The organism is Streptomyces sp. NPDC101490 (assembly GCF_044767145.1).
In the GTDB taxonomy this organism is placed as follows: Bacteria; Actinomycetota; Actinomycetes; order Streptomycetales; family Streptomycetaceae; genus Streptomyces.
The window spans coordinates 688,670-702,656 of record NZ_JBIWNI010000002.1; the positions used below are offsets into that span (position 1 = coordinate 688,670).

Below are 13,987 nucleotides of genomic sequence, written 5' to 3' on the forward strand. Positions count from 1 at the left end.
ACCTGGTCCTCTGGCACTCCGGCCCTCCGGGACGGGTCGGGACCGTGCGGGACGGCTCCACCCGACCCTTACCGCCGGAAAAGGTTGTACGCGGAGGATCTTCTTTTCCGCTTGCCACGAGGCTTACGATCCGGACGCTGCCGACACGTCCCGTGTGGCGCCACCTCCGCCGGAGCCCCTCCGCAGCGGCCGTGGGCCCCGCCCCCGTCGGCCCCGCGTACACGGGACCGCGCTCCCGTCACCCCGTCCCAGGAGGGACTTTGCCTCACACGCATCACCCGCGCCGCGCCCAGCGCCTCGCGGTCTGCACGGCTCTCGCACTCGGCATGGGCCTGGTGTCCACGGGGCCGGCCGCCGCCACGAACCCGGCCGGCACCGGCGGCTCCCCCACGGCCCAGTCGTCCACGACCGCCCAGGCCGCCGCCGCGGCCCGCGCGAAGCCCCGCTTCGACCGGGACGGCGACGGCCGCGGCGACCGCGTCTACCGGTCGGCCACCACCGGCAAGCTGGCGGTGATCCTGTCGAAGACGAGCACCAGCGCCTCCTTCTCCCTCGCCGACGACGACGCCGCCAAGAACTCCAGCCTGGAGGTCCTGCCCGCCGACAACCTGGTCGGCACCCCCGCCCAGGACCTGCTGCGGCTCCACCCCGACGGCACGCTCCGGCTGTACGCCACCACGAGCCCCACGGCGGTCGACCGGGCCGTCTACTGGCAGGGCAACGGCTGGCACATCTACAACAAGGTCGTCGCCCCCGGCGACCTCACCAAGGACGGCCGCCAGGACCTGCTGGCCCGTACGCCCGCCGGCACGCTCTACCTGTACGCGGGCAAGGGGACCGTGGCCGACGGCGGACCGTTCCGGACGCGCGTCGAGGTCGGTCAGGGCTGGCAGGCGTACGACCAGGTCGTGGGCACCAACGACCTCGACGGCGACACGATCGCCGACCTCGTCGCCAGAACACCGCGCGGCGACCTCTACTTCTACAAGGGCACCGGCTCCGCCACCGCCCCGTTCAAGAAGCGCGTCAAGGTCGGAGGCGGCTGGAACGTCTACAACCAGATCATCGGCGCGGACGACCTCGACAACGACGGCAGGGCCGACCTGCTGGCCCGCACCCGCGACGGCGGGTTCTACCGCTACCTCTCCGCCGGTGGCGGCACGTTCAAGAAGCGGACGTACTTCGGCGGCGGCGGGCAGAACCTCTCCTACTACCTCGGCCAGGGCGGGGTGCCGGCCCACGGCAAGCGCGGCCTGTTCACCGTCGACGGCGCCGGGACCGCCTTCACCCACCCCGCTTTCGCCAACGGCGTGTTCGGCGCGCGCAAGCAGGTCGGCGAAGCGGGTCAGTACGCCTACCACTGGGGGACGTCCACCGTCCACGGGATGGACGGGGAGGACCGGGGCGTCCTGCTGAGCGCCGACAGCGGCGGCCTGTGGATGGAGGGAAACCGGATCTCGGGCAGCGCGGCCTTCCGCGACTACTACACCAGGCTCTCCGTCCGTGACGTCACCGGCGACGGCAGGAGCGACGTCCTCGGCCTCGACCCGTGGGGCAACCTGTTCCTCCACCCGGGCCTCAAGTACACGATGCCGACGTCCGTCGGCGCGGCCGTGCGGATCGGTACGGCCTGGAAGACGGACACGCTGGTCGGCACCGGGGACGTCACCGGCGACGGCCGCCCCGACCTGGTGTCCCGCTACGACGGACGGCTGTACGTGCACCCGGGCACCGGCTCGGCCACCGCGCCGTTCGGCGCGCGCGTGCTGGTCGGCACGGGCTGGAACGGATACGAGTACCTGGCCGCGCCCGGAGACATGGACGGCGACGGCCGGTCCGACCTGGTCGCCGTCACCCCCGGCGGCGACGTCTACCGCTACTCGGCCACCGGTCTGGGCGGCACCTCCACCTTCGCCGCCCGCGTCAAGATCGCCTCGGGGTGGAAGTACCAGCACATCAGCTGAACCCACCGGTCCGGCGCCCCCCTCCGGGGTGCCGGACCGGCACCGCTCAGTACGACTTCGGCAGCCCCAGCGTCTGGTGGGAGACGTAGTTGAGGATCATCTCCCTGCTGACCGGGGCTATCCGCGCCACCCGGGCCGCCGTGACCAGGCGGGCCAGGCCGAACTCCCGGGTCAGGCCGTTGCCGCCCAGGGTGTGGACGGCCTGGTCCACCGCCCTCACGCACGCCTCGGCCGCCGCGTACTTGGCCATGTTCGCGGCCTCGCCCGCGCCCGCGTCGTCCCCGGCGTCGTAGAGCTGCGCCGCCTTCGCCATCATCAGCCGGGCCAGTTCCAGCTCGATGTGGGCCTGGGCCAGCGGGTGCGCGACCGCCTGGTGGGCGCCGATCGGGGCCTTCCACACCTGCCGTTCCTTCGCGTACGCCACGGCCCGCGCGAGCGCGTACCGGCCCATGCCGATCGCGAACGCGGCCGTCATGATCCGCTCCGGGTTGAGCCCCGCGAAGAGCTGGAGCAGGCCCGCGTCCTCGTCGCCGACGAGCGCGTCCGCCGGGAGGCGCACCTCGTCCAGGGTCAGCTCGAACTGCTTCTCGTTCGCGTCGAGTTCCATCTCGATGTGCCGCCGCTGGAAACCCGGCGCGTCCCTCGGCACGATGAACAGGCACGGCTTCAGGTTCCCCGTGCGGGCGTCCGACGCGCGCCCCACGATCAGGGTCGCGTCCGCGATGTCCACGCCCGAGACGAAGACCTTCCGGCCGCTGAGGACCCAGCCGTCCCCGGTGCGGGTCGCGGTGGTGGTGATGCGGTGCGAGTTGGACCCGGCGTCCGGCTCGGTGATCCCGAACGCCATCGTCAGGGAGCCGTCCGCGAGCCCCGGCAGCCAGGCCCGCTTCTGCTCCTCGGTCCCGAAGCGGGCGATGACCGTGCCGCAGATCGCGGGCGACACCACCATCATCAGGAGGGGCGCCCCGGCGGCCCCCGCCTCCTCCAGGACCACCGACAGTTCGGCCATGCCGCCGCCCCCGCCGCCGTACTCCTCGGGCAGGTTCACACCGAGGTAGCCGAGCTTGCCCGCCTCCGCCCACAGCGCCGCCCGGTCGAAGCCGGGGCCGTGGCGGTGGCCGAGCGCGGAGACGGCGGCGCGGAGCGCGGTCAGCTCTTCGCTTTCGATCATGGAGCTCATGCGGTCTTCTCCTCCTGTGCTGCTGCTTCGGTCGGAGCGTGGTCCTGCGTGATCCCGGTCGGAGCGTGGTGCTGTGTCGTCGGCTCGGTCGGGGCGTGATCCTCCGTCGCTCCGGCCGAGGTGTGGTCCTGTGCCGTCGGCTCGGCCGCCGGGACGTGGCCCTGTGCCGTCACATCGGCCGCCGGGGCGTGATCCCGCGCCGTCGCCTCGGTCCTCGTGTCGTCCGAGACGACGGCGAGCAGGGCGCCGACCTCGACCTGACGGCCGGGGGCGGCGTGGAGCGCGGTGAGCGTGCCGGAGGCGGGGGCGATGACGCGGTGCTCCATCTTCATCGCCTCCAGCCAGAGCAGCGGCTGCCCGGCGGTGACCCGGTCGCCGACGGCGAGGCCGTCCGCCACCCGGACGACGGTGCCGGGCATGGGCGCGAGCAGCGAGCCGGGCGCGGTCTGCTCGCGGGGGTCGGTGAACCGGGGCCGGGCGGTGAACCGGTGGCGTCCGGCGTGGACGATCCCGTCCCCGTACGAAGCGACCTCGAAGTGCCGTACGAGTCCGGCGACTTCGAGGCTCACCCGGTCCGGGGAGGCCGCCGCGACCCGGATTCCGGCGGGGGCGGTGACCTCGTGGCCGCCGTCCCTGGTGGGCCGGTAGCGGACCTCGTGGCCGCCGTACGTCCGGCTCTCGTCCCGCGAGCGCAGATTGCGCCAGCCGCCGCCGAACCGGCCCCGCCGGGCGCTCGCGGCGGCCAGCGCGGCGGCGACCGCCGCGAGCCGCTCGTCGTGGCCCTCCTCGCCGCCCTCGCCCCGGTCGCCCTGATCGCCCTCACCCCCGCCCGGGGTGGTCAGCGCCGTCAGGTTCCGGCCGTAGAAGCCGGTGTCGAGCCCTGCCCCCGTCGCGTACTCCGGGTGCCGCAGCGAGGCCACCAGGAGGTCCCGGTTGGTGACCGGGCCGTGCACCCGGGCCCGTTCCAGTACGTGGGCGAGCTTGCGGACGGCCTCCGCGCGGGTGGCGGCGTGGACGGTCACCTTGGCGAGCATCGGGTCGTAGTGGACCCCGATCCCGTCCCCGGAGACGTACCCCGTGTCCACCCTGACCCGGCCCTCACGGGGTACGTCGAAGGCATGCAGGACTCCCGTCTGCGGGGCCCAGTCCCGGGCCGGGTCCTCCGCGTACAGCCGGGCCTCGACCGCGTGCCCGCGTGGCGACGGCGGCTGCGGCGGCAGGGCGCGGCCCTCGGCCACGGCGATCTGGAGGGCGACGAGATCGACCCCGTACACCTCCTCCGTCACCGGATGCTCCACCTGGAGACGGGTGTTCATCTCCAGGAAGTGCGCCCGCCCGTCCGCGACCAGGAACTCGACCGTGCCCGCGCCGACGTATCCGACCGCCTTCGCCGCGCGGACCGCCGTGTCCAGGAGGGACGCTTCGAGCGCGGCGGGCAGACCCGGCGCCGGGGCCTCCTCGATCACCTTCTGGTGCCGCCGCTGGAGCGAGCAGTCACGGGTGCCGAGCGCCCACACCGTGCCGTGGGCGTCGCCGAGCAGCTGCACCTCCACGTGCCGCCCGTTCTCGACGTACGGCTCGACGAAGACCTCCCCGTCCCCGAAGGCGCTCGCCGCCTCCGCCGACGCCGACATCAACTCGCTTTTCAGTAGTGCCAGTTCGCGGACGATCCGCATACCACGTCCGCCGCCGCCCGCCGCCGCCTTCACCAGGACCGGCAGGTCCTCCTCGGTGACGTCCGTCAGGGGCGCGATGCCCAGGAGTTCCTTCGCCCGGGTCTTCGAGGCCATCGCCTCGATCGCCTCCGGCGGCGGCCCGATCCACGTCAGCCCGGCGGCGAGCACCGCCCGCGCGAAGTCCGCGTTCTCGGAGAGGAAGCCGTAGCCGGGGTGGACGGCGTCGGCTCCCGCCGCGAGCGCCGCCGCGACCACCAGGTCCCCGCGCAGATACGTCTCCGAGGGCGCCGCCCCCGGCAGCCGTACCGCCGCGTCCGCCTCCCGTACGTGCAGGGCGTCGGCGTCCGCGTCGGAGTACACCGCGACGGTGGCGACGCCGAGTTCACGGCAGGTCCGGAAGACCCGGCAGGCGATCTCCCCCCGGTTCGCCACCAGGACGGAGCCGATGGGGGACGGGGGCGGCGCCGGGGACGGGGATGGAGACAGGGGCGGGGACGGAGACAGGGGCGGAGGCAACTTCCCTTCCTGGTAGGGGATTCGCTGGCTTCCCGTCGCCTGGGGGCTCACCTTCGGAAGACTCATCTGGGCCTCACATCCGGAAGACGCCGAAGCCGCCGCGCGCGCCCTCGACCGGTGCCGTGTGGATCGCGGACAGGCACAGCCCGAGGACCGTGCGGGTGTCGCGGGGGTCGATGACCCCGTCGTCGTAGAGCCGTCCGGAGAGGAACATCGGCAGCGACTCGGACTCGATCTGCGCCTCGACGAGGGCCCGCAGTCCCGCGTCGGCCTCCTCGTCGTACGGCTGCCCCTTCGCGGTGGCGCTCGCCCGCGCCACGATCGACAGGACCCCGGCGAGCTGCTGCGGGCCCATGACGGCGGACTTGGCGCTCGGCCAGGCGAAGAGGAAACGGGGGTCGAACGCCCGCCCGCACATGCCGTAGTGCCCGGCGCCGTAGCTCGCGCCCATGAGGACGGAGAGGTGCGGGACCTTCGAGTTCGACACCGCGTTGATCATCATCGCGCCGTGCTTGATGATGCCGCCCTGCTCGTACTCCTTGCCCACCATGTACCCGGTGGTGTTGTGGAGGAAGAGCAGCGGCACGTCCCGCTGGTTGGCCAGCTGGATGAACTGCGCCGCCTTCTGCGACTCCGGGCCGAACAGCACGCCCCGCGCGTTGGCGAGCACCCCGACCGGGTAGCCGTGCAGCCGCGCCCAGCCCGTCACCAGGCTCGGCCCGTACAGCGGCTTGAACTCGTCGAAGTCGGAGCCGTCCACGATCCGCGCGACGACCTCGCGCGGATCGAACGGGGTCTTCAGGTCGCCGGGCACGATCCCGAGGAGTTCCTCCCCGTCGTACCGCGGCGGCTGCGCCGGGCCCGGATCGGCGTGGTGCTTGCGGTGGTTGAGGCGGGCGACGATCCGGCGGGCCTGGCGCAGCGCGTCCGCCTCGTCCACGGCGTAGTGGTCGGCGAGCCCCGACACCCGGGCGTGCATCTCGGCGCCGCCGAGGGACTCGTCGTCGCTCTCCTCGCCGGTCGCCATCCTCACCAGCGGCGGACCGCCGAGGAAGACCTTCGACCGCTCCTTGATCATCACGGTGTGGTCGGACATGCCGGGGACGTACGCCCCTCCGGCCGTCGAGTTGCCGAAGACGACCGCGACCGTGGGGACGCCCGCCGCCGAGAGCCGGGTCAGGTCCCGGAAGAGCGCCCCGCCGGGGATGAAGATCTCCTTCTGGGACGGCAGGTCGGCGCCGCCGGACTCGACCAGCGAGACGAGCGGCAGCCGGTTGGCGAACGCGATCTCGTTGGCCCGCAGGGCCTTCTTCAGCGTCCACGGGTTGGAGGCGCCGCCGCGCACGGTCGGGTCGTTGGCGGTGATCAGGCACTCGACGCCCTCGATCACCCCGATGCCGGTGATCAGGGAGGCCCCCAGGGCGTAGTCACTGCCCCAGGCGGCGAGCGGCGACAGCTCAAGGAACGGGGAGTCGCGGTCCACGAGCAGCTCGATGCGCTCGCGGGCCGGCATCTTGCCGCGTCGGCGGTGCCGTTCGGTGTACTTCTCGCCGCCGCCCGCGAGGGCCTTGGCGTGCTCGGCGTCGAGCGCGGCCAGCTTGTCGAGCATGGCGTCCCGATGGGCCCGGTAGTCGGCCCCGCCGGTGTCGAGGGAGGTGCGGAGCACGGTCACGGGAGTGCCTCCGGTACGGGGACGGGGGCGGGCGGCGTCGGGGCGGGCGAGGCCGGTGGGACGGGGATCTCCCCCGGTGGGGCTGGAACGGTCGGTGGGGTGAGGGCGGCCGAGTGGGAGGGAGCGGCCGGGTGGGAGGAGGCGGCCGGGTGGGTCGGGGCTGCTCCTGGGGCGGGCCCGTAGGGGGTGGTCACAGGAGGTCCTCCGGGACGTCGAGGTGGCGGGAGCGGAGCCATTCGCCGAGCGCCTTGGCCTGGGGGTCGAAACGGGCCTGGGAGGCGACGCCCTCGCCGAGGATCCCGGCGACGGTGAAGTTGAGGGCGCGCAGGTTCGGCAGGACGTGCCGGACGACGTCGAGGCCCGCCGTCTCCGGCAGGAGTTCCCGCAGCCGGTCGACGGTGAGCGCGTGGGCGAGCCAGCGCCACTCGGCCTCGGTGCGGACCCAGACCCCGATGTTGGCGTCGCCGCCCTTGTCGCCGCTGCGGGCTCCGGCGATCCGGCCGAGCGGGACACGACGGACGGGCCCCGCCGGGAGCGGCTCGGGAAGCTCCGGTTCCGGTACGGGTTCCAGGATCCGGCTCGACGGCGGTACGGGGACGGGCAGGCGGGTCCCGTCCGGGAGCACCGCCGTGTGCGGGACGTCAGCCGCGGGCACGTACGCGCTCTCGCACACCCCGTAGGGGGCGCCCCTGCCAGGTGGGGCGGTCACATGGAAGCCGGGGTAGCTGGCGAGGGCCAGTTCGATCGCCGCCCCTGTCAGGGTCCGGCCGGTCCGCTCCGGGTCGGGGTCGCGGACGACCAGCCGCAGCAGGGCGCTGGCGGTCTCCTCGGTGGTGGCGTCGGAGTGGTCGGTGCGGGCCAGTTCCCAGCGCACGTCGGCCGGGGGCGCGGCAGCCAGCGCGTCGGCCAGCTGGGCGCGGACCAGGGCGGCCTTCTCCTCGATGTCGAGGCCGGTGAGGACGAACACGACCTCGTTGCGGAAACCGCCGATCCTGCTGACGCCGACCTTGAGGTCGGGGGGCGGGGCCTCTCCCCGTACGCCCTCGATCCTGACCCGGTCCGGGCCTTCGGCGACGAGCCGCACGGTGTCGAGGCGGGCGGTCGTGTCGGGGCCCGGGTAGCGGGCTCCGGCCGTCTCGTAGAGGAGCTGCGCGGTGACCGTGCCGAGGTCGACGAGACCGCCGGTGCCGGGGTGTTTGGTGACGACCGCGCTGCCGTCCTCGTGGAGTTCGGCCACGGGGAAGCCGGGGCGGCGCAGGACGGCGGGGTCGAGTTCGCGGAAGAAGGCGTAGTTGCCGCCGGTGGCCTGGGTGCCGCACTCCAGGACGTGCCCGGCGACGACCGCGCCCGCCAGTCTGTCGTACTCCTCGGGGCCCCAGCCGAAGTGCCACTGGGCCGGTCCGGTGACGAGGGCGGCGTCGGTGACGCGGCCGGTGACGACGACGTCGGCGCCCGCGCCGAGACAGGCGGCGATCCCGGCGCCGCCGAGGTAGGCGTGGGCGGTGAGGGCGCCTCCTCCGGCGGGCAGCCGGTCGCCCTCGACATGGGCGATCCGGGTCGGCAGGCCGAGCTTCGCGGCGAGCGCGCGGAGGGCGTCGGCGAGCCCGGCGGGGTTGAGTCCGCCCGCGTTGGTGACGATCCGGACGCCCCGCTCGTGGGCGAGTCCGAGGCCCTCCTCCATCTGCCGCAGGAACGTCTTCGCGTACCCGCCGGAGGGGTCCTTCAGCTGGTCGCGGCCGAGGATGAGCATGGTCAGCTCGGCGAGGTAGTCGCCGGTGAGGACGTCGAGCTCCCCTCCGGTGAGCATCTCGCGGACGGCGTCGAAACGGTCGCCGTAGAAGCCGGAGGCATTGCCGACACGGAGCACGGCTCAGCCCTCCCCGGGACGGGGGGCCGCGTGGGGGCGTCCCTGGGGGGCGGGGGTCCCTTGGGGGGTTGCGGGCCCGTCCGGGACGGGCGTCCCCTCCGGGGTGGGGGTCCCGTAGGGGGTGGGGGTCCCGTAAGGGGCTGCGGGACCGTAAGGGTTGGCAGTCCCTTCCGGGGCGGGGGTCCCGTAAGGGGTGGGCATCCCGTAAGGGTCAAGGGCCCTCTCCGGGGCGGCCGTTCCTTCCTGGTCCCCCGGCCCGTCCAGGGCACGGTCACCGCTCCGTGTGCGTCCCGGGCCCGCCGGGCCCGCGAAGGCCTGGGCGATGTCCAGCCAGCGTCCGGCGTCGGCGCCGTGCGCGACGAGGGCGGTGTCGGCGCGGTGGACCCGCTGGGTGACGAGGAGGCAGAAGTCGAGGGCGGGCCCGGTGACCCGGTCGGCGGCGCCCTCGGGGCCGTACGTCCACAGGGTCCCGTCGGGGGCGGCGATCTCGACCCGGACCGGTCCGGCGGGCACGGGGAGGCCCCGGACGAGGAAGGCGTAGTCGCGGGCGCGGTGACCGATCCAGGCGACGTGCCGGAGCCGGGCGGTGGGCGGGCGGACGGCCCCGAGGGCGTCGGCGACGTCCCGGCCGTGCGCCCAGGTCTCCATGAGCCGGGCGGTGGCCATGGCGGGGGCGCTCATCGGCGGCCCGTACCAGGGGAACCGGGCGCCGGGCGGCACCGCGCGCAACGCTTCCTGGAGCAGTTCGCGGCCCGTGCGCCACCGGGTGAGCAGTTCGGCGGGCGGCAGCTTCGCGCCTTCCTCCGCGCCCTCGTCGACGAAGCGTCCGGGTGCGGCGAGCGCCTTGCGGGTCTCGGCGGCGAAGGCCTCTGCGTCGGTGGCGGCGAGGAGCGCGGCGCGGTCGGTCCAGGCGAGGTGGGCGATCTGGTGGGCGAGGGTCCAGCCGGGCGCGGGGGTGGGCCCGGCCCACTGTTCCTCGCTCAAGTCCGCTACGAGACGGTCGAGTTCGTCACTCTCGTCGCGCAGGTCGTCGAGGACGACGGCGGGGGTCGGACACGGTGCGCTCCCCTCGGGGGACGGGCGGTCTCGGGCCTTCGCGAGGAGCATGGCAGCGCCACCATAAACAATCAAGCGTGCTTGCTTTACTCGATGGACGGGGCGGACCGGTGCACGCGCTCCGGGCGGAGTGACGGGCCGGGCGCGGGACGGACGACCGTGGTCAAGGTCGGCCGCGTCACGGCTCTGTCCCGGCGGGTGACAACCGCGCACGGAGCGCGCGGAGTTGGGGAACCACGGCGGGAACCGTCGTCCTGCCAGGTCAGCGGCGCCCCACCGGTGCCGGGCGGGCCTCCCGGCGGGCGTCGCGTGTCACAGGAAGGTACGAGCGGGCGGGCGCCCGGAACGGTTCTCCGGGCCGGGCGCCTCCTGGTGGGCAGAAGCACCCGCTCGTACGGAACAGCCGCTCGTACGGAGCACCCGGAACCGCCGACCGAAACTGGGGAAGAAACGATGCGCGTCCACAAGGTCACCTTCGCCGTCCTGGCCCTCGCCGCGAGCCTCTCGCTCACGGCCTGCCAGAGCACCGACGCCGCTGCGGGGAAGAGCGACCCGTCGTCCGCGCCGTCCTCCTCGGACGCGCGGCCCTCGTCCGGGGCCGCCGCCCCGGCCGGTGGCGCGAAGGCGGACGGCGCCGGTCCGGCCGGTACCGGCCAGGACGGCGGGTCGGGCACGGGCGGGTCGGACGCGGGCGGGTCCACCGCCGGGGGGACGTCCTCAGGCGGTACGCCCTCCGGGAAGAAGGGCTCCGGCGGTACGGGGGCGGGGTCCGGGTCCGACGCGAAGGCCACGGTCCCGAAGTGCACGACCGGCGACCTGAGGATCACCGCCTCGGACCGCACCATCGACGGCGACGGCGAGGGCACCGTCGCCGTGGAGCTGACGAACCGGGGCGGCCGGACCTGTGTGGTCTCCGGCTGGGCGGGGGTCGACCTCAGGACCAGCGCGGGAACGCTGTCCGCGAAGCGCAGCGGCGAGAAGGCCGGTCCGGTCACCCTCAAGAGCGGTGCGTCGATCCCGTTCGGCGTGCACTACCCGCTCAACGAGTCCGGCGGCTCCGGCATCCGCGTCACGGGTCTGGTCGTGACCCCGCCGAACGAGACCACGCCGGTCACCCTCTCCTGGCCGGGCGCCGCCACGCTGCCCGTCACGGAGGGCGGCGGCTCCCCGGTGCGCGTCGGCCCGCTGGGCGGCATCGGCCAGGGCGGCTGATCCGGCCACCTGGGTCCGGCAACCCCGGCCCGGCCGACCCCGGCCCGGCCTCCTGATGCCGACGGACGCCCCGGTCCCTGGACCGGGGCGTCCGCGCGTCCCTCTCCCCCTGCTTCCCAGCCGCCACGGAAACCCGCGGGCGCCCCTGATCTCTTCCAGCAGGCCATTGCCGTTGTAGTCGTAGGTGGCCGAGGTGCCGTCGCGCTCGTTGTCCGCCGAGGCCAGCCGCCCGTAGCTGTCATAGCCCAGCTTCACACCCCGCAAAGACGTCTGCACGGACCTGCCTTGCTCGTCTGCGGGCAGCCGGTCGTCCCCCTGTCCGGGTAGCGGATGTAGGCCGCCCTGTGAGGGAACGTCGAATTTGAATCCGACGGTCTCGACGTTCGTAGTTCCGTCGACGGATTCGGTCCGGACCTCGTGTTCGTCCTCGCCGTAGGTGTGGAACAGCGCGGCAATGGGCTGCCCGTAGCAGTCGACCGGCAACCGGGAGCCCTCGTAGCGGGCCTCGGCGAGCTTGCCATCGTCGGTGGACGTGAAGCTCTCCAGTCCGTCCGCGATGTAGCTCTCCGACATGCCGGTGCCCGCTTCCGCTCACTCGACATGCAATACACACCGAACGGTAACCACGAAGGTCAATGATCAAGAGATCCAGAAGGCCACCCCATAGACTTGCCGGACTTGCCGGACTTGGCAGATAGCTTCTAGCGCTGGTTGAGGTTGATGGGGCGGCGGATCTCGCGAGGCGCCGTCATCAGCCAGGGGCCGTAGCCCTCGAGCAACAGGACGCGGCCATTGGCCCCGCCCTTGCTGCGCATGTCGTTCACGCGCCGGTAACGGTTCTCCAGGAGGACGTAATCACCGATGCCGACGTCGCCGGGCGGGCAGTGCGTTGGCATCGTGCTACCCGGCGGGGTCGGCTTGTTCTCGGGTGTGTCGTCCACAAGCGTGCATCGCTTGGCCAACACTGTCCACGACCGTCCGGCCCTGTTCTGGAGGTGGAGAACCTCACCAGTGCGCTTCCACACCTTGCCCCGCATCACCCTCCCGTGATCCAGAACCACGGCCCCCACGACGAGGGCTCGCGTCCGATCGATGTCGGCTGCGTTCAGCGTCTGCCGGTTCCGTTCGGTGCACGCTTTATCGAATACTGCGCCATTGAGATCTGTCGCCCTTCCGGGGGCTGAAGTAGGCGTTCGGGTGGAGATCTATAGCTAGACTCTGAGACTCCGAGAACCCTCGAAGAGAATGGAGATCTTTCATGCCTAAGATCACCCGTCAAGGTGGAAGTGTTAAATCTCCGGAGGTTCCCCGAATTGCTTCAGCACTGAGGCCTGCGGATGGGGGCGAGCTGGAGGATGACGCGATCCTCAAGGGTCTGAGGTTCGACGGCGACACCTTCGTGGGGATGGAGGTCGAGGCCGTGGAGGCGCAGGGATGCTCCTTCGCCAACGTTCGCTTCACCGGCTCCAGCCTGCGCCAAAGTCAGTTCAGCGACTGCCAGTTGGAGACGTGCGACTTCTCGCAGCTCACTGCCGCAGACGTGTCCCTGCTCCGCTCCACCGTGACTGGCAGCAGGCTCACCGGGTCCTCATGGAAGTCGGGCACGTTCCGGGACGCGAAGTTCTCCGGATGTATCGCGACCCCTGGCGTGTTCCGGCACATGAAGATCTATGCGACAGAATTCGAGGATTGCCGGCTGACTGGAATCGACTTTCAGTTCACCGAATTCCATAACGTCAAGTTCACCAACTGCGACCTGACCGGTGCACAATTCGGAAACGTGAAAGTCGGCTCCGCGCGATTCGAGAATTGTACGCTGCTCGACGTAGGCGGTGCGGGCTTCCTCAAGGGGACCACCGTGGCAGGCCCGGGGGCGATGGAGCTTGCCCTGAGCCTGGCACGGGAGGCCGGTATCGCCTTCGAGTAGGTCAGGCTGGCACCTCCGGGCGGTACCCGGAGAACGCCGGGCTGCTGATGCCCCGGCCGATCTGGGCGAAGCCGATCGGATCGGCCGTGGCCCATTCCGTCATCTCGTCAAGGAGGAGTTGACCGTACTCGGTGAACCGGTCGCGCTTGGTCTGCATGTCGGCGCAGGCCTCGCGGAGCGATGCCGTGTACTGGTCGACGAGGGTGGTTTCGCCCTGGTGGTTCTCCATGTACATGAGCGGCACGGCGACGGCCGCCGCGTGGAAGGCCGCGTGCAGCGGGCGCTTCTCCCCGATCTTCACCGCCGACAGGGCGCGGTGCTCGTCCTTCTCCATCTCGCTGGGAGGGAGGTTGAACATCGGGTGCACGGAGTCCAGGACGAAGATCCCGGAATGCAGGCCCTCGTGGACGATGCACTCCGCGAAGTCGAGGGTGACCCACGCCCCGCCAGGGCTCATCAGCACGACGCCGGGCATCGTGTTGGCAGAGCCGCCGCCGTCCGCACCCGAGTTGAGTGCCACGATGTCCGTGACGAACAGGTCGACCATCTGACGGAGGCCGGGGTCGATCTCCTCGATCAGGTTCAGGGCCTCGGTGATCTGCCGGTCCCACTCCTCGCGAGTCGGCCCGTCTGAGGAGGAGGCGGGGCCGACGATGTGCGAGAAGATCTCCCGCTCCTTGCAGTGCGTGATCCAGGAGCTGTTCTCGTACCCGATCTTGATGCCCTCCGGCTCGGCCGGAAGGTCTGCGGGGCGCAGGGTGTTGATCGCCTCCACATAAGCGGGGCGCAGGCTCCCGAACGAGTCGACGTGCTTGCCGGTGATGGCGTGTACGAAGCGAGCCACGGACTCGACGTGGTGCCCGGTGTTCAGCATGTGCATGGACGTGCCCTTCTTCCATGGGGACGGAGCGCGCGCC

General features: G+C 72.3%; 9 protein-coding genes and 1 pseudogene. 3 read left to right on the plus strand and 7 right to left on the minus strand.

Annotation, left to right across the window (positions count from 1 at the left end):
- The first annotated feature begins 260 nt into the window (after positions 1 to 260).
- Positions 261 to 1,964 carry an FG-GAP repeat domain-containing protein gene (locus ACIRQY_RS06960; RefSeq protein ID WP_403922732.1) on the plus strand — a complete coding sequence of 568 codons (1,704 nt, stop codon included), beginning with the start codon at positions 261 to 263 and terminating at the stop codon, positions 1,962 to 1,964.
- A 46-nt stretch (positions 1,965 to 2,010) separates the two neighbouring features.
- Here the strand turns inward: ACIRQY_RS06960 and ACIRQY_RS06965 are convergent, their stop codons facing one another.
- The 5 genes and pseudogenes from ACIRQY_RS06965 to ACIRQY_RS06985 all read right to left on the minus strand — a co-directional run.
- A complete protein-coding gene (locus ACIRQY_RS06965; RefSeq protein WP_403922733.1) occupies positions 2,011 to 3,144 on the minus strand; it encodes an acyl-CoA dehydrogenase family protein in 1,134 nt (377 codons plus the stop codon).
- Positions 3,141 to 5,252 carry a biotin carboxylase N-terminal domain-containing protein gene (locus ACIRQY_RS06970; RefSeq protein ID WP_403922734.1) on the minus strand — a complete coding sequence of 704 codons (2,112 nt, stop codon included), beginning with the start codon at positions 5,250 to 5,252 and terminating at the stop codon, positions 3,141 to 3,143. The genes ACIRQY_RS06965 and ACIRQY_RS06970 overlap by 4 nt, the downstream gene beginning before the upstream one ends.
- Before the next feature lie 157 nt (positions 5,253 to 5,409).
- The gene (locus tag ACIRQY_RS06975) at positions 5,410 to 7,008 is read right to left on the minus strand and encodes an acyl-CoA carboxylase subunit beta (RefSeq protein WP_403922735.1); all 1,599 of its coding nucleotides are present in this window, start codon (positions 7,006 to 7,008) and stop codon (positions 5,410 to 5,412) included.
- A gap of 190 nt (positions 7,009 to 7,198) precedes the next feature.
- Complete coding sequence (locus ACIRQY_RS06980; RefSeq protein ID WP_403922846.1) at positions 7,199 to 8,815, minus strand: acyclic terpene utilization AtuA family protein; 1,617 nt, start codon at positions 8,813 to 8,815, stop codon at positions 7,199 to 7,201.
- A 330-nt stretch (positions 8,816 to 9,145) separates the two neighbouring features.
- Positions 9,146 to 9,982: pseudogene (locus ACIRQY_RS06985) on the minus strand (TIGR03084 family metal-binding protein); the annotation flags it as partial.
- Between the two features lie 402 nt (positions 9,983 to 10,384).
- On the opposite strand from ACIRQY_RS06985, the gene ACIRQY_RS06990 reads away from it, so the two are divergent.
- Complete coding sequence (locus tag ACIRQY_RS06990; RefSeq protein WP_403922736.1) at positions 10,385 to 11,143, plus strand: DUF4232 domain-containing protein; 759 nt, start codon at positions 10,385 to 10,387, stop codon at positions 11,141 to 11,143.
- 701 nt (positions 11,144 to 11,844) lie between these two features.
- On the opposite strand, the gene ACIRQY_RS06995 is transcribed toward ACIRQY_RS06990, so the two are convergent.
- Positions 11,845 to 12,084, minus strand: coding sequence for a hypothetical protein (locus ACIRQY_RS06995; protein ID WP_403922737.1), 240 nt, complete (start codon positions 12,082 to 12,084; stop codon positions 11,845 to 11,847).
- A gap of 317 nt (positions 12,085 to 12,401) precedes the next feature.
- Here ACIRQY_RS06995 and ACIRQY_RS07000 point away from each other — a divergent pair, with 317 nt between their 5' ends.
- On the plus strand, positions 12,402 to 13,070 hold the full coding sequence (locus ACIRQY_RS07000) for a pentapeptide repeat-containing protein (protein ID WP_403922738.1): 669 nt from the start codon (positions 12,402 to 12,404) through the stop codon (positions 13,068 to 13,070).
- Between the two features lies 1 nt (position 13,071).
- On the opposite strand, the gene ACIRQY_RS07005 is transcribed toward ACIRQY_RS07000, so the two are convergent.
- A complete protein-coding gene (locus ACIRQY_RS07005; protein ID WP_403922739.1) occupies positions 13,072 to 13,950 on the minus strand; it encodes an aKG-HExxH-type peptide beta-hydroxylase in 879 nt (292 codons plus the stop codon).
- Between the last annotated feature and the right edge of the window lie 37 nt (positions 13,951 to 13,987).